This window comes from Exiguobacterium sp. R-17 (assembly GCF_049913315.1).
Lineage (GTDB): Bacteria > Bacillota > Bacilli > Exiguobacteriales > Exiguobacteriaceae > Exiguobacterium_A.
The window spans coordinates 1,095,252-1,114,612 of sequence record NZ_CP184372.1; the positions used below are offsets into that span (position 1 = coordinate 1,095,252).

Consider the following 19,361-nt stretch of genomic DNA (forward strand, 5'->3'; position numbering starts at 1 on the left):
TCACATGACACGTCGCAACATTACACGAGAAGACATTTTGAAAATCGCTAAAGCTGAGGATGTACGCTTCATTCGCTTACAGTTCACAGATATCCTCGGAACGATCAAGAACGTTGAAATTCCAGTAAGCCAATTGGAAAAAGCACTTGATAACAAAATGATGTTCGATGGTTCATCGATCGAAGGATTCGTCCGGATCGAAGAATCAGATATGTATCTCTTCCCAGACTTAAACACATGGGTCGTCTTCCCATGGACAGAAGATGGAACAGGGAAAGTTGCACGTTTAATCTGTGACATCCATAATCCGGATGGCTCACCGTTCGCAGGAGACCCACGTGGTCAGCTCAAACGGGTACTTAAAGAGATGGAAGAACTCGGTTTCACATCATTCAACGTTGGACCAGAGCCAGAATTCTTCCTCTTCAAGAAAGATGAAAAAGGTCGCCCGACACTTGAATTGAACGACCAAGGTGGATACTTTGACCTCGCACCAGTCGATCTTGGTGAAAATTGCCGTAAAGAAATCGTCATCGAGCTCGAGAACATGGGCTTTGAAATCGAAGCATCACACCACGAAGTCGCTCCAGGTCAGCACGAAATCGACTTCAAATATGCGGATGCGATCACGACAGCGGATAACATCCAAACGTTCAAACTTGTTGTCAAGACGATCGCGGCGAAGCACAACTTGCACGCGACATTCATGCCAAAACCACTCTTCGGAGTCAACGGATCAGGAATGCACGCGAACATGTCGCTTTTCAAAGGCAACGAGAACGTCTTCTTCGATGAAGGCAACGAAGACATGCAATTGTCGGATGATGCACGTGCCTTCACAGCAGGTATCCTCAAACACGCACGTGCCTTCACAGCGGTTTGTAACCCGACAGTCAACTCATACAAACGTCTTGTTCCTGGCTACGAAGCGCCTTGCTACGTCGCATGGTCAGCCCGTAACCGTTCACCACTCGTCCGTGTTCCTGCAGCACGTGGACTCTCGACTCGTATCGAAGTTCGTTCAGTCGACCCAGCAGCGAATCCGTACCTCGCGCTTGCGACATTGCTCGCTTCAGGTCTCGACGGAATCAAGAACAACTTGAAAGCACCGGCTCCAATCGACCGTAACATCTACGTCATGGACAAACCGGAACGCGTTGCGAACGGAATCGATGATCTTCCATCAACACTCAGCCACGCACTCGAAGTCTTGAAAGCGGATGACGTCGTCATGCACGCTCTCGGCGATCACATCGCAGAGCACTTCGTTGAATTGAAAGAAATCGAATGGGATATGTTCCGGACGCAAGTCACGGAATGGGAACGCGATCAGTACATGGTCTTGTTCTAATCCAACTCAAGCACTTCTGGACTTTTGTCTGGAAGTGCTTTTTTCATGTCGTCGACAGGGATTGAGTCAAGGATATGGAAAGATACAAGAGTACAAAGAAAGGGAGACGATACATCATGAAAAAAGGATATGAAGGCAAAGAGATCACGGTCTATTTTGATTCGGAAGTCTGCATTCATTCCGGTCATTGTGTACGAAGTCTACCGACCGTCTTTGATGTCAAACGGCGTCCGTGGATTGAAGCGGACGGGGCGCCGGTGGAAGACGTCATGCGCGTCGTCGATGGTTGTCCAAGCGGCGCCTTATCTTACGAACGGAGGGAAGCAAATGGAGCTGAAACGAGCGGAACGTAAAATCGAAGCCCATCAGGAAGGTGAAGTGATTGGAGAAATCACTTACAGCGATACGAACAACGGCATGTGGATCATCGATCACACGTATGTTGATCCCGCGCACCGGAACCAACAGATTGGGGAACAACTCGTTGCCGAGATCGTCAACTGGGCACGGGAAGCAAACGTCAAGCTACTGCCGTTATGTCCGTTTGCGAAAAAAGAGTTCGAACATCAATCGGATTATCAGGACGTACAAGCAAATACGTGATCACAAAAATCTCCTCCGGTCTCTCAAGACTAGAGGAGATTTTTTCGAGTCATTGTTTGTGATCTCTGACTTTCATTTTGCGAGAAACAACCATCGCACCGAAATAGGCGATGACGTACAACACGACCAGTCCTTGTTTTAGCATGTAAGGTAGATCCATTTGATTCACAAGTAGAAAACTAGCGCACGATAAAATTAAAAAGGGTATTAGCCACTTGTTCGGCACATCAGCACCTCCTTCACTATCTATGTATTTCTATTTTAAGGATAACACAAAATATTTACCGGAATATGTTAAAGATGAATAACTTGCTTACAGATAAATCCTTAGAAACGCCATCGTGACGACACCGGTGATGACCGTCCAAGAAAGACTTTTACTGAAAATCGCGACTGCCATCGTCGGTAGGGCGGCGAAGACATGAAGCGTCGAAATCGTCGGGAACGCGTTGTCTTGCGCGATAAGTAAATTTTGAAAGAAGAGGGCGCCAAGCAGGCAGACGGGAATGAACGAGAGCCATTCCGTTACAAGGCGCGGTAACGTCAGTCCATGAAGGACGAGAAACGGTAAGATACGTGGAATCCAAGTGACGAGTCCACAAGCTAAAAAGAGACCGATTAATTCTGGGCGGATTTCCATCGTGTGATCACGACTCCTATACTAGCGCCACCGAGTGTCGCGCAAAGAACGGCGACTTCCGCAGAAAAGTAGCGCATGGTGATGTAAAGCAAAAGTAAGACGATCAATAAGAGGCAACTATTCACGGCAATGCGGGTACGTTCTCCTTCAAATTGTAAGTACAATAAACCGATGAACATCGCCGTCAGAGCAAAGTCGAGACCGAAGCGCTCGGGATCAGGAAACCAGCTACCGACAAGTGCACCGAGAACGGTTGCGATAATCCAGCTAAGATACGCGGTCAGATTTAAGCCATGCATGAAGGACGGTGAGATCTTCCCTTTTTGCGCAGTATTCATTGCGACAGCGAACGATTCATCCGTCAGTAACGTCCCGGTACCGAGTCGATCACGAAGGTGGCGTGTCTCGACGTGCGGAGCGAGCGTCAGACTCATTAACAAGTGCCTGAGATTGACGATGAATGTCGTCAGAATGATGGCAGAGGCGGGACTATTCAACAGCAAGAGACTCGTGATGATGAATTGAGCGGCGCCGGCATAGATGAAGACGGACATGAATCCGACTTCAAGAGGGGATAAGCCGGAGGCACGACCGACGATCCCTGCGGAAAAGCCGATGCCGATATAGCCAAGGACGGTGGGTAGACAGGCGCGGACACCTGCTTGAAAGGCTGATGACATTCGATTCCTCCTCTTTTTTAAGAGCATAGCATTCGTGCGGTATATCGTCACCAACTGGTCAATATTTTCATCATTTTTTTCGACATACTCGACTTGATTTGGTGGTAAAGAGTAAGTGGTACGGCAAAATCAGTTAGGTAAAGGAGCGTTTTTCATGCACAAATTAATGAAAGATTCAAACCGGTTCGTTTCAGACATGGTCGACGGACTCGTACTTGCTCACCCTGATTTGTATAAAAAAGTCGAAGGTGTTAACGTCGTTGCGCGGAAAGTACCACTGGACGGAAAAGTCGGTCTTGTCTCTGGTGGGGGAAGCGGTCACGAACCGGCACACGCTGGATTCGTCGGGGACGGTATGCTTGCTGCGGCTGTTTGTGGGGAAGTGTTCACTTCACCGACACCCGACATGGTGCTTGAAGGCATCAAGGCAGCTCATGGGGGAAAAGGTGTCCTACTCGTCGTCAAGAACTATTCAGGTGACGTCATGAACTTCGATATGGCGAAGGAACTTGCTGAACTCGAGGATATTGAAGTTGATACGGTCGTCGTTAATGATGACATCGCGATCAAAAAGGAAGAGGATCGTCGTGGGGTCGCAGGAACCGTCTTCGTCCATAAGATTGCCGGTGCTGCAGCGGCAGAAGGAAAATCACTAAGTGAAGTCAAAGCAGTTGCGGAAAAAGTCATCAAGGGCGTTCGTTCGATTGGAATGGCACTCTCACCATGTTACATGCCGGAGAGCGGCAAGCCAGGCTTTGAGTTGCATGATGACGAGATGGAGATCGGAATCGGGATCCACGGTGAAAAAGGACTTGAACGAAAAGCAGTCGCTTCCGTTGATGCGATCGTCAAGGAGTTGCTCGATCGTTTGACGAAAGAAGTACCAGACAAAAAAGTCGCCGTCATGGTGAATGGGATGGGCGGAACACCAGAATCCGAACTGTACATCACGTATAAATATGTCGCGGAAGAACTTGAGGCGCATGGTTACAAGATTGCCCGCTCATTCGTTGGAAACTATATGACATCTCTTGAGATGCACGGGTTCTCAATCACGCTCTTACCAGTGGATGATGAACTGCTCGGATATCTCGATGCAGAAACGAAAGCGATTGGATTCTAATTCAAATAAACGGGGTGTAAAAACATGAAGTTGACGACGGAACAGTTGCAAAGCGCGCTCCTCAAAGCAGCGGAACAGATCGAACAGCATAAGGATGAATTGACGGACCTTGACCGGGAAATTGGTGATGGAGATCATGGAATTAACATGTCGCGTGGCTTCCAAGCAGTCCAGAAGACGCTAGAAGAACACGGCGAATATGAGGATTTAGGAGCTTTATCCAAAGAAGTCGGGATGACGCTGATCAAAACGATTGGTGGGGCATCCGGTCCTTTATACGGGACAGCATTCGTTAAGTTCGCCGGTGCATTCAAAGGGAAAACAGAAGTCGAAGGTGCGGATCTTGCAGACGCTTTCCGCGAAGCGACGGAAGGGATCAAATCGCGTGGGAAATCGGAATTCGGTCAAAAGACGATGGTCGATATCTGGACACCGTTCCAAGAAGCGCTCTCGCAAGAAGGGGACTTGAAAGTGGCAATCGATCAAGCACTTGCTGATACAAAAGCGCGTATCGCAACGAAAGGGCGCGCGTCCTACTTCGGTGAAGCGACGGAAGGCGTACAGGACCCAGGTAGTTTATCGAGTGCTTTACTACTCGGCGAAATCGCGGAGGTGCTTCATGGTTAATCTTGTACTTGTTTCTCATAGTGAAAAACTCGCGGCTGGGCTGAAAGAACTGTTGGCAGAGATGGCACCGGATACGCCAGTCTTAGTAGCAGCCGGTCTTGAAGATGGTAGCATTGGAACAGACGCGACACGAATCGAAGAAACACTGAATACACTAGACGACGATGGAGTCGTCTTAACGGATATTGGTTCTGCGACGATGAACACGGAACTAGCACTTGAATTATACAGTGGCGAACGGACGGTACGTTTTATCGACGCACCACTCGTCGAAGGTGCTTTTCTAGCAGCTGTTTTAAGTGGACAGTCGAAATCCGTCGATGAGATTGAAGACGGATTAAAAAATGAGTTTGGCAAATGAGTAATAAATCCCCCATCGCGAATAGGCGAGGGGGATTTATTTCAATTACTTCTATTCAGATTAAAACTTAGTAGAGAGTCTCATGAATCAAAACGACCGGAGCCACTCTTCTAACCACTCTTTCGGTAAGCAAACTGTAGCTAAATCAAGTGTTTGTAATGCATCCAAAGAATACGTGTTATAAAGATAGAGATCCCATTGTGCATCGATATCGTTTGCTACTTCAGTCGCTTGTTCACTTAATGGATAAGTTCCACGTCCGTCAGTTGCAAGATGATAATAATCATTATGGTAGACATTGATCATATACCGGTAACACCAATCTGCCAGTTCTTCATGCGTGATGTTGCCATCAAGCGCGAACTGAATGTATTCTTTTAGCTGTTGATCAGAATAAATGGTGTTCATGAGGCACCTCACGCTATATTTTCTATAAGATATCAAAAACCCGGTCCCTCTGTAAAAGGGATCGGGTTATTAATTAACTTATTTCGATGGTTTAAAGACCATTGTCGCTTCCACTGCTTTTTGCCATCCAGCATAGCGTTGTTCACGATCGTCTTCTTTCATCTCTGGTTTAAACTGATGATCGAGCTTCCATTGTTGTTTGATTTCCGCTTTATCTTTCCAGTAACCGACGGCTAATCCAGCAAGATATGCTGCACCGAGTGCTGTCGTTTCGTTGATTTCTGGACGATCGACAGGAACGCCGAGGATGTCCGATTGGAACTGCATCAAGAAGTTATTGGCTACAGCACCACCGTCGACACGAAGTGTTTTCAGTTCGATTCCAGAATCTTGTTCCATCGCTGTCAACACGTCGCGTGTTTGATAAGCGAGTGATTCAAGCGTTGCCCGAACGAAGTGCTCTTTATCTGTTCCGCGTGTTAATCCGAAGATCGCCCCACGAACATCTGAATCCCAATACGGTGCACCAAGACCGACAAAAGCAGGAACGACGTAAACACCGTCTGTTGAATCGACTTTCGTTGCATAGCCTTCTGAATCTTTCGCGTGTTTCAACATACGGAGTCCATCGCGGAGCCACTGGATTGCAGAACCGGCGACGAAGATAGAGCCTTCGAGCGCATATTCGACTTTTCCATCAACGCCCCAAGCAATTGTCGTCAAGAGTCCGTGGTCAGAAGAAACGGCTTTCTCACCTGTGTTCATGAGCATGAAACAACCTGTTCCGTATGTGTTCTTTCCTTCACCTTCTTCAAAACACGTTTGACCAAAGAGTGCAGCTTGTTGGTCACCAGCGATCCCGGCGATTGGCACTTCGTAACCGAAGAAGTGATACGGTACCGTCTTGTCGTAGACTTCACTCGATTGACGTACTTCTGGCAACATCGATGCAGGAACACCGAGGATATCGAGCAACTCTTCATCCCATTTTTGCTCATAGATGTTGTACATCAATGTCCGTGAAGCGTTCGTGTAATCCGTGATATGCGTTTTTCCACCAGACAATTTCCAAACGAGCCACGTATCGATCGTACCGAAGAGTAATTCACCGTTCTCTGCTTGCTCACGTGCACCTTCGACATTGTCGAGGATCCATTTGACTTTCGTACCAGAGAAGTAGGCATCAATCAAAAGTCCTGTTTTATCGCGGAACTTCTGATTCAAGCCCTGTTCTTTTAAATCGTCACAGATACCAGACGTTTGACGTGATTGCCAAACGAGCGCGTGATAAACCGGTTTACCTGTTTCTTTGTTCCAGACCACTGTCGTTTCACGTTGGTTCGTGATTCCGATTCCGGCGATTTGCTCAGGTTTGATATCTGCTGTTCCGAGTGCTTCAGCCATAACAGCAAGAATCGAACCCCAGATTTCGTTTGCATCGTGCTCGACCCAGCCTGGTTGCGGGAAGTATTGCTTGAATTCCCGTTGTGCCGAGTTGACGATTTTCCCGTCGTGATCGAAGATGATCGCACGTGAGCTTGTCGTACCTTGGTCGAGTGCTAGGATATACTTGTTTTCCATTTCGAAATCCCCCTTGAGCGGTATGTGTTTGTGAAACGTGATCTTAGTAGATCAATTGATAGATGAACACGGCAAGCGCTCCGCCGATGATTGGACCAACAACTGGAATCCATGAGTAGCCCCAGTCAGATGACCCTTTATTCGGAATCGGTAAGATAGCATGTGCGATACGCGGTCCAAGGTCACGGGCCGGGTTGATGGCATATCCTGTTGTACCACCAAGTGATAGACCGATGACGACGACGAGTAAACCGACGATAAGTGGTTTTAAGCCGTCACCGAATGTCGTTAAACCGAGCGCCAAGATACCGAAGACGAGAACGAATGTCCCGATGATTTCAGAAATCAAGTTCGACGGCGTATGGCGAATCGCTGGACCTGTTGCGAACACACCGAGTTTTGCAGCTTGATCATCAGTCGCTTCAAAATGTTTCATGTAATGAAGCCAAACGAGAATGGCGCCGATGAAAGCTCCGACAAGTTGTCCGGCAATATAGACAGGAACGTCTGCCCACGGTAAATCAGAGTTTAAAGCAAGTGCAATTGTTAAAGCAGGGTTCAAGTGCGCTCCACTCTCAGCAGCGACGAATGCTCCTGTCATGACGGCAAGACCCCAAGCGAACGTGATGACAATCCATCCGCTGTTTTCGGACTTCGTCTTTCTCAAGACGACACCGGCGACGACACCATCCCCGAGCAGAATGAGGATCATCGTACCGATCATTTCCAATACAAAGTTATTCATGCAAAAACCCTCCCTTTGGATTAAAGCAAATAATGGTCTTTCTACTTTAAATTACTCCGATTTGATAACGTTTTCAATACATATAATTGAAATATAGGAATGGAAATTTTTTATTTTAATGTTTAAAGATACGAAAAATTGGATAAGAAAACACCTCGTCTTGCCTGCAAGCAAGCAAAAGAGGTGTTAACGACGACGCTTTTTTCTTTTTTTAGGTCGAAACCAACTACTGGAATAATCTAGTAGGATATGAATTGTACTCGCCACCATGATACCAATGACAAAAGCGGGTAGGGAAGCGAACCAGGAATCGATGGTCTCTGACGCGATGACTTGAAAATACAAGCTGAGAAATAATAAGGGAATCACAAGTGCAGCACTATAAAGGAGTCGGATGACATCCCCAATGATCAATCCGTGTGACCAGATCGAGCGGTGGGGCATGATCTTCACATAAGGCATCCACAGGACTCGAAATGGTCCAAAGCGATAATACGGTTCTGACTTTAAATCGAGGTCAGGTGACAACCAAAGCGTACCGACAGCGATACCGATGGCAGTTGGTAACCAATCCGTTTGTTGCGTTGCGACCGAATACGCAACGTAACCCGTCAGTGCGACGGTATTGACGGTATCATGTACATTTCCTGAAGGCATGAAAAAAGACCAGTCGTAACTGGTCCCTCCGTCAATGAATCGTCCGATACACGCCGATTACCTTACCAAGAATGGAGACATTATCGAAATACATCGGATCCATCGAGTCATTTTCTGGTTGTAGACGTACCTGTTGATCTTCTAAGAAGAACCGTTTCACCGTCGCTTCGCTATCTTCGGTCATAGCTACGACGATTTCTCCGTTTTCTGCTGTGTTTTGTTGGCGTACGATGACGCGATCGCCGTCAAGAATACCTGCGTTAATCATTGATTCACCATCGATCGTCAACATGAAGACCGTTTCGTTTCCTACATAATGTGCAGGGAGCGGGAACTGTTCTTCGATGTTTTCAATCGCTGTAATCGGAAGACCAGCTGTGACTTTCCCGATGACGGGAACATGAACGATAGCTTCCGTGATTTCTTCAGGCTTATCAAGCAATATCTCAATCGCACGTGGTTTCGTCGGGTCACGGCGAATCATTCCCCGTTTCTCGAGTCGATCCAAATGACCGTGTACCGTCGAGCTAGACGCGAGTCCGACTGCTTCTCCGATTTCACGAACTGATGGTGGATACCCCTTCAGTTTCACTTCAGAGACGATGTAGTCGAGAATCTCTTGTTGGCGCTTAGACATTTTCCGCATACGAATTGCCACCTCTTTCTGGATTGAAGTTTGAAATGTAAGAATATATGTTTCTAAATTCACTATAACATAGAACAAATGAGCGTACAAACAATTGTTCGACATTTTGTGTTGACCGAACACGGGTTCTGTGTTTATTATGAATTATGCGAACAATTGTTCCGCGAACGTTTATTCTAACTCATTCATTTCATATTTGGAGGGATTCATGATGATTCATACGATTCGTACTCATGCTTTTTCTATTCTCTTCTATGCATTAAGTATTGCCTTTGTGATCTTTTTACTCACACCACGCCCAGATGAAAAGGTAGCACAATTGATGACGGCTTCCGTTACGGTCGATGAGAACGCTACAGTCGAACAAATTGCTGAAGTCTACAATGACGGTTCGATGTCAGATGAGGAATACGTCAACTGGTTGATCAAAAATAATGATGTTGAGACAAAACATGTCATCTCAAAAAGCAAAATCGTTGTACCAATCGCACAACAATGACAAAATGGAAAAGTTGTGAAAGAACGAACAGGGATGTGAGGTACGATGAAGGTCGTGATTTATTGTCGAGTATCGACCGAAAAAGAAGCACAAGATAGTTCGATTGAACGCCAACGGATGGAGCTTTCGAAAGTTGCGTCTCAAAAGGGGTTTGATGTCGTAGATATCGTCTCTGAAAAAGAGAGTGGATATGATGTTGATCGGGAAGGGATGCTAACAGTTCTTGATTATGTGACACGCGATACGGTAGATGCGGTCCTCGTGACGGATGATACACGGATTGGTCGAGGGAATGCAAAAATTGCTATTTTGCATACATTCAAAAAACATGGGGTCCGCTTGATGACGCTTGATTCAGATGGAGAATATCAACTTGCGGATGCAGAAGCGATGGTCCTTGAGATCGTCTCACTCGTGGAAGAATACCAACGGAAACTGCATAATGCAAAAATCGCCCGTGGCATGCGGCGAGCAGTCGAACAAGGTTTTCACCCGGAACGAAATCTCAATCGCCAAGGAGAGAACGCAGGACGTAGTCGAAAAGACGTACCGATCGAAGAAATTGTACGTCTTCGAGAACTCGGATTGACGTTTTCTGATATCGCCATCACCTTGCGGGGGATGGGGCATGATATTTCAAAAGCAACGGTCAATCGTCGATATCTTGAATACCGTGAACTGACACCTAGCCCGGAATGAGAAGCAAGTAACCCGTCGACTGACGCGGTTAACTTGCTTTTTTTTATAAGCTCTTTTACAGTAAGAATACAATTGAACTACTCAAGTTTGAGTCATAAAGAAAGAGGGATTCCATGTTATCACAAGAACAATTAGATCGAATTAATGCATTAGCGAATAAATCAAAAGTTGAGCCGTTATCGGAAGCGGAAACGGCAGAGCAAAAAGAATTACGTGCAGCGTATCTCGCAGCATTCCGTGGATCGTTCAAAAACCAACTCATGGGTATGAAAATCGTCGATGAAGAGGGAACGGACGTAACACCTGAGAAATTGAAACAAGCACAAGAAGAAGAACGGAATAAACAATAATCGTTCGTTTCTTTTATAGAAGAAAGAGGTCTCGCGTCAAGCGGACCTCTTTTTTGTTTAAAGCGAGTATCTTTTTTGTTTAGAGTGAGTAGGTGAGGAAACATTGTACGATAGCAATACATCTTAATAGCGATCTTTCATGGATTCATGCATCCTGTATGAGTCGATAGAACGGCTATAGATAGCGCATTCATTTTAATGTGACATACTATTTAGAAAAGTTGTATCACATTTAAGAGTATGCTAAAATGAGTAGGAATTTGTGAAAAAGAGAGAGGATGATTGTTTTGACGAACATGACGACAGTAGAACAATTAGCAATTAATACGATTCGTACCTTATCGATTGATGCCGTACAAAAGGCGAACTCGGGTCACCCAGGTATGCCAATGGGAGCAGCGCCGATGGCATTCTCGCTTTGGGCGGATCATATGAACCACAACCCTAAAAATCCAGAATGGTTCAACCGCGACCGTTTTGTACTTTCAGCCGGACACGGTTCGATGCTTCTCTACTCACTCCTCCACCTATCGGGATACGATCTATCGATGGATGATCTTAAATCATTCCGTCAATGGGGATCAAAAACACCGGGTCATCCGGAATACCGTCACACGGCTGGTGTAGATGCAACAACGGGTCCACTTGGTCAAGGGATCGCGATGGCAGTTGGTATGGCGATGGCAGAACGTCATCTTGAAGCAAAATACAACCGTGACGATCTCAACGTCGTCGATCACTTCACATACGGAATTTGTGGAGATGGAGACTTGATGGAAGGTGTCTCAGCTGAAGCGGCTTCACTCGCAGGTCACCTTGGTCTTGGTAAATTGGTCGTATTGTACGATTCAAACGATATTTCACTTGATGGCGATCTCGATAAATCATTCTCTGAAAACGTCCAGAAACGCTTCGAAGCGTACAACTGGCAAGTCATTCGCGTAGAAGACGGAACGGATATCGATTCGATTTCGAAAGCAATCGCGGCGGCACAAGCAGAGACGACAAAACCGACATTGATTGAAGTCAAAACAGTCATCGGTTTCGGTTCACCGAACAAATCAGGGAAGTCGGCTTCTCACGGTGCACCACTTGGTGAAGCAGAAATCAAATTGACGAAAGCAAGCTACATTTGGGATCACGAAGAGTTCTACGTTCCTGAAGAAGTCAAATCATTGTTTGACGAGCGGGTCGTCCAACGTGGTGCTTCTGCAGAAGACGCATGGAACGAGACAATGAAACAATACGAAGCAGCACACCCAGAATTGCATGCTGAACTCGTTCGCGCAATCGCAAACGAATTGCCAAGCAACTGGGAAGCAGACCTTCCGACATACGACTTGTCGTCGAAAAAAGCAACGCGTCAAACAAGCGGTGAAGTCTTGAATGGTCTCGCGAAGAACGTTCCGACATTGTTCGGTGGTTCAGCTGACCTTGCAGGATCAAACAACACGATGCTTAAAGGCGAAGCAGACTTCGATATCGATCCAAGCGGTCGCAACATCTGGTTCGGGGTACGTGAATTCGCAATGGCAGCAGCTGTCAACGGTATGGCACTTCACGGCGGCGTCATTCCTTACGGCGCGACATTCTTTGTCTTCTCGGATTACCTCCGTCCGGCGGTTCGTCTTGCTGCATTAATGGGACTTCCATCAATCTTCGTCTTGACGCACGACTCGATCGCTGTCGGTGAAGATGGTCCAACACACGAGCCAGTCGAACACTTGATGAGCTTCCGTGCAATGCCGAACGTCACGATCTACCGTCCAGCAGACGGAAAAGAGACGATCGCAGCATGGAAAACAGCAGTTCAAGCAAAAGATAAACCGACACTCCTCGTCTTGACACGTCAAGGTCTTCCTGAACTTGAAGGTACGACGACAGAGGGTGCTGAAAAAGGTGGTTATGTCATCGCTGGTGACGTTACGAAAGCTGATACACTCTTGCTCGGTACTGGTTCAGAAGTTCACCTTCTTGTCGAAGCACAAAAAGAACTTGGTGAATCAGCAGCTGTCGTTTCACTTCCATCATGGGAAGTATTCGAAGCACAATCAGCAGAGTATAAAGAATCGGTTCTTCCAAAACACATCACGAAACGTGTAGCAATCGAAGCAGGGGCTTCACTCGGTTGGTACAAATATGTAGGAACAGAAGGACAAGTCATCGGAATCGATCGTTTCGGCGCATCTGCTCCTGGAGACTTCCTCTTGAAAGAATACGGCATGTCTGTTGAGAACGTTTTAGCGACTGTCAAGCAACTCGGATAATCATTTCCGGAAAAACGGGTCTGATCTTACGTCGGACTCGTTTTTCATCTATTATCATCTATGCAAACAATTGGAATTATAGTATAGTAAAAAGCGACGTTTTAAGTTAGAGGAGGAAGCAACTTGGCTACATGGATTTGGATTTTAATTGCCCTTCTTTGCTTGGTAGCAGGTGTCGCCCTTGGTTTCTATATCGCTCGTCGATACATGATGAACTACTTGGAGCAAAACCCACCAATCAACGAAGATATGATTAAGACATTGATGATGCAAATGGGTCAAAAGCCATCACAAAAGAAAGTCAACCAAGTGATGCGTTCAATGAGTGGTTCAATGAAATCACCTAAAAAATAAGCTGTATGAAAGGGGACCAAATGGTCTCCTTTTTATTTGCTATTTTTTAGAAAGAGAACTAATCTAAAATGTGAGACTATTTCAAATAATCATAGGATTTAAAAAAGGGGGGAGACTTGAATGGGAGTCTTCAGGAAACTCGGTTGGTTTTTCCGACGAGAATGGAAAGCGTATAGTCTTGGGGTCATCTGTTTGATTTTTGTGGCAGGGTTAGAACTTATTCCACCGAAGGTCATCGGAACGACAGTCAATGGTCTGAGTGAAGGAAGCTTGACGAAGAATGATTTGATTCGTCTAGCTGGTACATTGTTACTCATCGGGGTCGCGACGTATTTCATTCGTTATTTTTGGCGTTTTCACATTTTCGGTGCATCGATTCGCCTCGGGCGATTGTTACGCAGTCAACTGTATGGTCATTTTTCAGATTTGGATCAATCGTTCTATAAGAAATATCGCAGCGGAGATTTGATGGCACATGCGACAAACGACGTACAAGCTGTTTCGATGACAGCGGGGGCCGGCATTCTAACGCTCGTCGACTCGGTGACGATGGGGAGCTTTGTCATCATCACAATGGTCACGACGATCAGCTGGAAATTAACGCTCGTGTCACTTTTGCCAATGCCACTGATGGTCTATTTGACGTCACGCTACGGTAAGATGTTACATTCCCGTTTTCATGACGCGCAAGAAGCGTTCTCTGATTTGAACGATAAGGTCGCGGAGAGCATCAGTGGTGTCCGTGTCTTAAAAGCAACAGGGGAAGTCGAATCCGACGTGCAGACGTTTACCGATCTGTCTGATGACGTTGTTCAAAAGAATCGTCGTGTGGCGAAAATTGATGCACTGTTTGATCCGACGATTTTTGGATTAGTCGGTCTATCGTATATCATCGCGGTCGGCTATGGCGCCTACTTGTTACGACAAGGCGAAATCCGGATTGGTGATATCGTTTCCTTCACTACATATCTTGGTTTATTGACGTGGCCAATGCTCGCCTTCGGTTGGTTGTTCAACATCGTTGAACGGGGTCGTGCTTCCTATGACCGGATCGAACGGATGCTTGCGATCGAACCAGAAATTAAAGATGCGAAGGAAGCAGCAACGAGTGTCTCGTCACCAGAACTTCATGTCGGGATTAAACGATTCATCTATGACACGCAACCGGTCCTTCAAGAGATCGATGTGACGTTGAAGCCTGGGAAATCGCTTGGGATCGTCGGAAAGACGGGTGCTGGGAAATCGACATTCGTTCGTTTGTTATCGCGTGAATATGACGTTAAACAAGGCGCCATCACGATTGGCGGACGAGATATCAAACAATTGACACGAGACACCGTCCGTCGTCAAGTAGCGATCGTTCCGCAGGATCATTTCCTGTTCTCGGCGTCGATTGCTGATAATATCGCCTTTGCAAAACCGGATGCATCAATGGAAGACATCATGGAAGCGGCACGTATTGCAGCAGTCCATGAGGACATTCTCGGCTTTAAGGAAGGATACGCGACGATGGTTGGGGAACGAGGTGTCACGTTATCTGGTGGTCAAAAACAACGGATCTCGATTGCCCGGGCGTTACTAGCAGACTGTCCGATTTTAGTACTCGATGATGCCTTGTCTGCGGTCGATGCGAAAACCGAAGAAGCGATCATCCACCACTTCCGTACGGCGGATCACGATCAAGCGCAAATCATCGTTGCCCACCGATTATCGGCTGTGTCGCATACCGATGAGATCATCGTCCTTGAAGACGGTCGGATCATCGAGCGAGGAACACATGAGCAATTACTCGCTCATGACGGTTGGTATAAAGAGACGTACGATCGCCAGCAACTAGAATCACTTGTTGAACAAGGAGGGCGTTCTGAATGAATCATGATATCAATGAAAAAGCCGTCCTGAAACGATTGCTTGATTTCGTCAAACCGTTCAAAAAGCAAGTCAGCATCGCTTTCATCCTGCTGTTCATTACGACAGCGGCAAAACTCGGGGGACCGTATCTCGTCAAGATTTTTATCGATGAATATGTCGCACCGGGTACGTATCCGGTAAAGGAAGTTGCACTTTTGTTTACGGCGTACTTGTTATTGCATACGACAGGGATCATCGTCGATTACTTGCAAGCATTTGAGTTCCAAAAGATTGCCTTACAAGTCATTCAACGCTTGCGTATCGATGTCTTCCGACACGTCATGCACTTACGACTCGCTTATTTTGATCGAACGCCTGCAGGGGTACTCGTCTCCCGGATCACGAACGATACGGAAGCGATTAAAGAACTTTACATCGGTGTCTTATCGACATTCGTGCAAAGCGGTGTCCAGTTGATTGGGACATATATCTTCCTCTATCTGTTAGAACCGCGACTCGCGACGATTGCGTTATTGTTGTTACCACTGTTTTATTTCATCATTTGGATTTACCGGAAGTATTCGACGAAGTATTACGCGGAAGTCCGCGATTTACTGTCGAAAATCAATGCCCAACTGAATGAATCGATCAACGGGATGGCGATCATCCAGCAGTTCCGCCAAGAAAAGCGTCTAATGGCAGAATTCGAAGAGACGAACGTCGCTCATCAAAACGGTCGTTACAAGAACTTAAAGCTTGATAGCTGGTTACTACGACCCATCATCGAATTGTTACTGGCGATTTCGATTGCGACACTTGTGACGTACTTTGGTGTCTTATCATTCTCGCAAACAGTCCAAGTCGGTGTCGTTTACGCTTTCATCAGTTACATGGAGCGAATTTTCCAACCGGTTCAGCAAATCATGCAACAATTGTCTGAGTTCCAACAAGCTGTCGTCTCGGCAGACCGTGTATTCAAGGTGCTCGATACGGATGAACCGGAACCAACGAAACAGCTCGAAGGGGATGCACGTGTGTCGGAAGGACATATCGTCTTTGAAGATGTTCGCTTTAGTTATGATGGAGAGAAAGATGTTTTGAAAGGAATTTCATTCGAGGCGAAAAAAGGACAGACGATTGCCCTCGTTGGTCATACGGGAAGCGGAAAAAGTTCGATCATCAACATCCTGATGCGATTTTACGCTTACCAATCGGGTCGGATTTTGATCGATGGTCAACCGCTCGAGCAGTTATCGGAGGAAGAACTTCGGAAGCATGTCGGACTCGTCCTGCAGGATTCATTTTTGTTTACGGGTACGGTCGCGGATAACATTCGATTGTTCGACAGTTCGATTTCCTTTGATCGTGTTGAAGCGGCCGCGCAGTTCGTTCAAGCCGACGGATTCATCAATCAACTCGATCAGCAATATGACAGTCCCGTCGCCGAGCGGGGTGCGACATTCTCCGCTGGAGAACGTCAGTTGATTTCCTTCGCACGCACAATGGCACGGGATCCGAAAATCCTGATTCTCGATGAAGCGACAAGTTCGATTGATACGGAAACGGAAGAAAAAGTCCAAGTGGCGCTCGAACGGATGCGCGAGGGTCGGACGACGATTGCCATTGCCCACCGATTATCAACGATTCAAGATGCTGATTTGATTCTTGTATTGCATCAAGGGGAAGTGATCGAGCAAGGTAACCATCAAGAATTGATCGCGCAAGATGGACTGTATAAGAAGATGTATCAACTGCAATCTGGTCATGTCACGGTCTCTTAAAAAAATAGCTATAAAAAAAGCCTGCCAGGCGATCTCGCCCGGCAGGTTGTTTATTTTGATTAGTAGACTGTAACTGTGACGTTTTGGCGACCCCAGTTGAGTGCTTCTTGTTGTGAACCAACGAGAAGATCAAGACGGTTACCTTGGATTGCGCCACCACGGTCGAGTACGATTGCTTCACCAATGCCTTCGATGTGCATACGTGTACCGATTGGATATTGCGAAGAAGCTGCTACGATACGCATACCATTGTACGTGATCGTATTTGTAACGTCATAACCGCTTGCTGTCAACGCACGACCATTGTATAGTTGGCTACCATTGTTAGATGGGTCGTTCGTGTAAGCACTGACGTTCATCGTCACTTTTGTACCTGATTTTGCAGGTGTTGATTGTTTTGTTGCAGTTGCTGGTTGAGCTGCTGCTTTTGGTGCTGGCTTCGCAGCCGGTTGAGCCGCTGGCTTCGCAGCCGGTTTCGCAGCTGGTTGAGCTGCTGGTGCTTTCGCTACGCTACCGAGTGTTGTATATGCACTGTGTACATAGCGTGTTTTACCGTCGATTGTTGTTTTGATCCATGCACCGACTTTACCTTCTACGTTGACTTTTTCACCTTTGTAGAGGTTACCGACATCTTTCGAGCTTGTCGTTGGTTGTGTGCGGACATTTAATACTGCCGTAGTAACTGTAGCTTTTTTAAAGTCGAATGAGCCTGCTGCAGACGTATACGCGCCATGGACATAACGTTTTTGACCGTTAATGTGTGTTTGGATCCATGCGCCAGAACGTCCTTCGACATTTAATGTTTGACCTTTATATACATTGCCTACGTCTGCTGATGCAGTTGTAGGTGCTGTGCGTACGTTGAGTACTGGTGTATTTACTGTTACCGTTTCTGAGGCAGCCTCTGTCTCTTGGGCAAATCCTACTGATAGAGCTGTTGCTGCAAGACCGGCAGCGAAAACTGCTTTTTTCATTATTGATGTCCTCCTGACATATGCTGTGTTTACTGTTCCTACTTTACACGGCAAATCTGACTTGTGCGTTTACAGGTCAATGTCATTCGAGTTACAAACTGAGCTTGTATGACAAGAAGATTGCAAAAGAACGGTTTTTGTCATCGGTAGGACATACTAATTATGAAAAATAGACATTTATAGGTCTTTTGACTTACTTTCGATGAAATATTCGAACAATTTAAAAGGAAAAAGACTTAAATATAGAAACTATGTCATCCTTTTATCGTCTAGTGATGAAAAAGTGAAATAGGTGATATGCAGATCAATACTTGACGATCGTCGTCACACCAAACGCTGTCAGATAGGAACGATGGTACAATTCCTGCATCCAATCGTTAGCGGAAAGCTGAAACGTGCCGTGAATCGTTTGGTATGTTCGTTGTTGAATATTGATGTCAATCGGCTCTACTAGTGGAGCGGACGGTAGATGGTCATGCATGCTGTCATTTTGATTTTCAATGTAGAGTAATTCGAGGACATCTCCTTCTTCCATATAACGCTCTAAGTAAATCATGAACTCCCATTGATCAGCACCATCAATCGTATAAAGGTAAGACATCGTGAATCGTCCTTGCTTCAAGGAGACATATTCAAGCGGTTCGACTTCATCTACGTATAATCGAGGAAGATCGTCAGGTACATAAAAGGGACGGGAACTAGCTAAGAACGTAAGAGCAGACATAAAGCACCTCCATCAGAAATAAGAAATCATAAAAAAGTCAGCATTCGCACTCGAATGCTGACTGGATCGTGCATTAGGATAAGAGCGGTTCGTTTGAACCGTGAATGGTATAGTTTTGGACCGTCCGTGAATATTCTAAAAGTAGGACGTCGAGTTCATGGCTAAGTTGCAAAACACGCGGGGAGGTGAAGCTGGACTGGTCAGCTTGATGATATAATTCGCTACGTTTGGCTTCAATGGCTAACGTCAATAGTTGTTGTGTCGTCATAGCGGTCTCCCTTACATTGGTGTCGTATCCATATTCTAGCAAGTCCATTTACTGGGTGCAACGAGATTTCAGTAAAATTGACGAAATGTAATTTTTTTGTAATTTTGGCGGACACGAATCTTTTGCAACTTTCTATGAGATAATAGGTGCTAAATGCAGAGGAGTTTGGCAA

23 protein-coding genes are annotated in these 19,361 nt (G+C 46.2%); 13 read left to right on the forward strand and 10 right to left on the reverse strand.

Features of this window, described 5'->3' with window-relative positions:
* Positions 1–4 precede the first annotated feature (4 nt).
* From glnA to ACN9MT_RS05650, 3 genes are all read left to right on the forward strand, one after another.
* Positions 5–1,351, forward strand: a complete 1,347-nt coding sequence (gene glnA / locus ACN9MT_RS05640; RefSeq protein ID WP_290786256.1) for a type I glutamate--ammonia ligase — start codon at positions 5–7, stop codon at positions 1,349–1,351.
* Positions 1,352–1,467: 116 nt separating this feature from the next.
* Positions 1,468–1,704, forward strand: a complete 237-nt coding sequence (locus ACN9MT_RS05645; RefSeq protein WP_050678346.1) for a (4Fe-4S)-binding protein — start codon at positions 1,468–1,470, stop codon at positions 1,702–1,704.
* Positions 1,679–1,954: a GNAT family N-acetyltransferase gene (locus tag ACN9MT_RS05650; protein WP_035398130.1), complete on the forward strand. Its 276-nt coding sequence runs from the start codon at positions 1,679–1,681 to the stop codon at positions 1,952–1,954. The genes ACN9MT_RS05645 and ACN9MT_RS05650 overlap by 26 nt, the downstream gene beginning before the upstream one ends.
* Positions 1,955–2,267: 313 nt before the next feature.
* Here ACN9MT_RS05650 and ACN9MT_RS05655 read toward each other — a convergent pair whose 3' ends face one another.
* Positions 2,268–2,594 (reverse strand): AzlD domain-containing protein, encoded by a 327-nt coding sequence (locus tag ACN9MT_RS05655; RefSeq protein ID WP_035408727.1) that lies wholly within the window; start codon positions 2,592–2,594, stop codon positions 2,268–2,270.
* A complete protein-coding gene (locus ACN9MT_RS05660) occupies positions 2,573–3,274 on the reverse strand; it encodes an AzlC family ABC transporter permease (protein WP_035408725.1) in 702 nt (233 codons plus the stop codon). The genes ACN9MT_RS05655 and ACN9MT_RS05660 overlap by 22 nt, the downstream gene beginning before the upstream one ends.
* Before the next feature lie 154 nt (positions 3,275–3,428).
* Here ACN9MT_RS05660 and dhaK point away from each other — a divergent pair, with 154 nt between their 5' ends.
* From dhaK to dhaM, 3 genes are read left to right on the forward strand one after another with little or no spacing between them, the layout of a single operon-like run.
* Complete coding sequence (gene dhaK, locus ACN9MT_RS05665; protein ID WP_290749275.1) at positions 3,429–4,397, forward strand: dihydroxyacetone kinase subunit DhaK; 969 nt, start codon at positions 3,429–3,431, stop codon at positions 4,395–4,397.
* A 24-nt stretch (positions 4,398–4,421) separates the two neighbouring features.
* Positions 4,422–5,024: a dihydroxyacetone kinase subunit DhaL gene (gene dhaL, locus ACN9MT_RS05670; RefSeq protein WP_290772426.1), complete on the forward strand. Its 603-nt coding sequence runs from the start codon at positions 4,422–4,424 to the stop codon at positions 5,022–5,024.
* Entirely contained in the window at positions 5,017–5,385 is a 369-nt protein-coding gene (gene dhaM, locus ACN9MT_RS05675; RefSeq protein ID WP_035408716.1) for a dihydroxyacetone kinase phosphoryl donor subunit DhaM, read from the forward strand. The genes dhaL and dhaM overlap by 8 nt, the downstream gene beginning before the upstream one ends.
* Positions 5,386–5,472: 87 nt before the next feature.
* Here the strand turns inward: dhaM and ACN9MT_RS05680 are convergent, their stop codons facing one another.
* The 5 genes from ACN9MT_RS05680 to lexA form a co-directional block, all read right to left on the reverse strand.
* Entirely contained in the window at positions 5,473–5,793 is a 321-nt protein-coding gene (locus tag ACN9MT_RS05680) for a hypothetical protein (RefSeq protein ID WP_290772421.1), read from the reverse strand.
* 78 nt (positions 5,794–5,871) lie between these two features.
* Positions 5,872–7,374 carry a glycerol kinase GlpK gene (gene glpK / locus ACN9MT_RS05685; protein WP_035408709.1) on the reverse strand — a complete coding sequence of 501 codons (1,503 nt, stop codon included), beginning with the start codon at positions 7,372–7,374 and terminating at the stop codon, positions 5,872–5,874.
* 43 nt (positions 7,375–7,417) lie between these two features.
* A complete protein-coding gene (locus tag ACN9MT_RS05690; protein ID WP_035408708.1) occupies positions 7,418–8,119 on the reverse strand; it encodes an MIP/aquaporin family protein in 702 nt (233 codons plus the stop codon).
* Between the two features lie 186 nt (positions 8,120–8,305).
* Positions 8,306–8,776 carry a metal-binding protein gene (locus ACN9MT_RS05695; protein ID WP_035408706.1) on the reverse strand — a complete coding sequence of 157 codons (471 nt, stop codon included), beginning with the start codon at positions 8,774–8,776 and terminating at the stop codon, positions 8,306–8,308.
* Positions 8,777–8,807: 31 nt separating this feature from the next.
* Positions 8,808–9,422 (reverse strand): transcriptional repressor LexA, encoded by a 615-nt coding sequence (gene lexA / locus ACN9MT_RS05700; RefSeq protein WP_023467770.1) that lies wholly within the window; start codon positions 9,420–9,422, stop codon positions 8,808–8,810.
* Between the two features lie 208 nt (positions 9,423–9,630).
* Between lexA and yneA the strand changes: the two genes are divergently transcribed.
* The 7 genes from yneA (at position 9,631) to ACN9MT_RS05735 (ending at position 17,223) form a co-directional block, all read left to right on the forward strand.
* A complete protein-coding gene (gene yneA, locus ACN9MT_RS05705; protein ID WP_231925710.1) occupies positions 9,631–9,921 on the forward strand; it encodes a cell division suppressor protein YneA in 291 nt (96 codons plus the stop codon).
* A gap of 45 nt (positions 9,922–9,966) precedes the next feature.
* Positions 9,967–10,620: a YneB family resolvase-like protein gene (locus ACN9MT_RS05710; protein ID WP_426272937.1), complete on the forward strand. Its 654-nt coding sequence runs from the start codon at positions 9,967–9,969 to the stop codon at positions 10,618–10,620.
* Between the two features lie 113 nt (positions 10,621–10,733).
* A complete protein-coding gene (locus ACN9MT_RS05715; RefSeq protein ID WP_035398122.1) occupies positions 10,734–10,970 on the forward strand; it encodes a DUF896 domain-containing protein in 237 nt (78 codons plus the stop codon).
* A 278-nt stretch (positions 10,971–11,248) separates the two neighbouring features.
* A complete protein-coding gene (tkt, locus tag ACN9MT_RS05720; RefSeq protein WP_214855376.1) occupies positions 11,249–13,237 on the forward strand; it encodes a transketolase in 1,989 nt (662 codons plus the stop codon).
* Positions 13,238–13,360: 123 nt separating this feature from the next.
* Positions 13,361–13,591, forward strand: coding sequence for a YneF family protein (locus ACN9MT_RS05725; protein WP_012370001.1), 231 nt, complete (start codon positions 13,361–13,363; stop codon positions 13,589–13,591).
* 120 nt (positions 13,592–13,711) lie between these two features.
* Entirely contained in the window at positions 13,712–15,463 is a 1,752-nt protein-coding gene (locus tag ACN9MT_RS05730) for an ABC transporter transmembrane domain-containing protein (RefSeq protein ID WP_290772415.1), read from the forward strand.
* Complete coding sequence (locus ACN9MT_RS05735; RefSeq protein ID WP_035408695.1) at positions 15,460–17,223, forward strand: ABC transporter ATP-binding protein; 1,764 nt, start codon at positions 15,460–15,462, stop codon at positions 17,221–17,223. The genes ACN9MT_RS05730 and ACN9MT_RS05735 overlap by 4 nt, the downstream gene beginning before the upstream one ends.
* A 59-nt stretch (positions 17,224–17,282) precedes the next feature.
* Here the strand turns inward: ACN9MT_RS05735 and ACN9MT_RS05740 are convergent, their stop codons facing one another.
* From ACN9MT_RS05740 to ACN9MT_RS05750, 3 genes are all read right to left on the reverse strand, one after another.
* Positions 17,283–18,197: an SH3 domain-containing protein gene (locus ACN9MT_RS05740; protein WP_426272938.1), complete on the reverse strand. Its 915-nt coding sequence runs from the start codon at positions 18,195–18,197 to the stop codon at positions 17,283–17,285.
* Between the two features lie 304 nt (positions 18,198–18,501).
* Entirely contained in the window at positions 18,502–18,921 is a 420-nt protein-coding gene (locus ACN9MT_RS05745; RefSeq protein WP_035408690.1) for a hypothetical protein, read from the reverse strand.
* Positions 18,922–18,994: 73 nt separating this feature from the next.
* Complete coding sequence (locus ACN9MT_RS05750; RefSeq protein ID WP_023467779.1) at positions 18,995–19,189, reverse strand: aspartyl-phosphate phosphatase Spo0E family protein; 195 nt, start codon at positions 19,187–19,189, stop codon at positions 18,995–18,997.
* Positions 19,190–19,361: the final 172 nt, after the last annotated feature.

Excerpts from the sequence above, each read along its gene's own strand:
- ACN9MT_RS05645 (WP_050678346.1), top strand. The coding sequence starts at position 1,468 with ATGAAAAAAGGATATGAAGGCAAAGAGATCACGGTCTATTTTGATTCG.
- ACN9MT_RS05660 (WP_035408725.1), bottom strand. The coding sequence starts at position 3,274 with ATGTCATCAGCCTTTCAAGCAGGTGTCCGCGCCTGTCTACCCACCGTC.
- ACN9MT_RS05695 (WP_035408706.1), bottom strand. The coding sequence starts at position 8,776 with ATGCCTTCAGGAAATGTACATGATACCGTCAATACCGTCGCACTGACG.
- ACN9MT_RS05680 (WP_290772421.1), bottom strand. The coding sequence starts at position 5,793 with ATGAACACCATTTATTCTGATCAACAGCTAAAAGAATACATTCAGTTC.
- ACN9MT_RS05735 (WP_035408695.1), top strand. The coding sequence starts at position 15,460 with ATGAATCATGATATCAATGAAAAAGCCGTCCTGAAACGATTGCTTGAT.
- ACN9MT_RS05730 (WP_290772415.1), top strand. The coding sequence starts at position 13,712 with ATGGGAGTCTTCAGGAAACTCGGTTGGTTTTTCCGACGAGAATGGAAA.
- dhaL (WP_290772426.1), top strand. The coding sequence starts at position 4,422 with ATGAAGTTGACGACGGAACAGTTGCAAAGCGCGCTCCTCAAAGCAGCG.
- ACN9MT_RS05690 (WP_035408708.1), bottom strand. The coding sequence starts at position 8,119 with ATGAATAACTTTGTATTGGAAATGATCGGTACGATGATCCTCATTCTG.
- ACN9MT_RS05715 (WP_035398122.1), top strand. The coding sequence starts at position 10,734 with ATGTTATCACAAGAACAATTAGATCGAATTAATGCATTAGCGAATAAA.
- yneA (WP_231925710.1), top strand. The coding sequence starts at position 9,631 with ATGATGATTCATACGATTCGTACTCATGCTTTTTCTATTCTCTTCTAT.
- ACN9MT_RS05650 (WP_035398130.1), top strand. The coding sequence starts at position 1,679 with ATGGAGCTGAAACGAGCGGAACGTAAAATCGAAGCCCATCAGGAAGGT.
- glnA (WP_290786256.1), top strand. The coding sequence starts at position 5 with ATGACACGTCGCAACATTACACGAGAAGACATTTTGAAAATCGCTAAA.
- glpK (WP_035408709.1), bottom strand. The coding sequence starts at position 7,374 with ATGGAAAACAAGTATATCCTAGCACTCGACCAAGGTACGACAAGCTCA.
- ACN9MT_RS05655 (WP_035408727.1), bottom strand. The coding sequence starts at position 2,594 with ATGGAAATCCGCCCAGAATTAATCGGTCTCTTTTTAGCTTGTGGACTC.
- dhaM (WP_035408716.1), top strand. The coding sequence starts at position 5,017 with ATGGTTAATCTTGTACTTGTTTCTCATAGTGAAAAACTCGCGGCTGGG.
- tkt (WP_214855376.1), top strand. The coding sequence starts at position 11,249 with ATGATTGTTTTGACGAACATGACGACAGTAGAACAATTAGCAATTAAT.
- dhaK (WP_290749275.1), top strand. The coding sequence starts at position 3,429 with ATGCACAAATTAATGAAAGATTCAAACCGGTTCGTTTCAGACATGGTC.
- lexA (WP_023467770.1), bottom strand. The coding sequence starts at position 9,422 with ATGCGGAAAATGTCTAAGCGCCAACAAGAGATTCTCGACTACATCGTC.
- ACN9MT_RS05740 (WP_426272938.1), bottom strand. The coding sequence starts at position 18,197 with ATGAAAAAAGCAGTTTTCGCTGCCGGTCTTGCAGCAACAGCTCTATCA.
- ACN9MT_RS05750 (WP_023467779.1), bottom strand. The coding sequence starts at position 19,189 with ATGACGACACAACAACTATTGACGTTAGCCATTGAAGCCAAACGTAGC.
- ACN9MT_RS05745 (WP_035408690.1), bottom strand. The coding sequence starts at position 18,921 with ATGTCTGCTCTTACGTTCTTAGCTAGTTCCCGTCCCTTTTATGTACCT.
- ACN9MT_RS05710 (WP_426272937.1), top strand. The coding sequence starts at position 9,967 with ATGAAGGTCGTGATTTATTGTCGAGTATCGACCGAAAAAGAAGCACAA.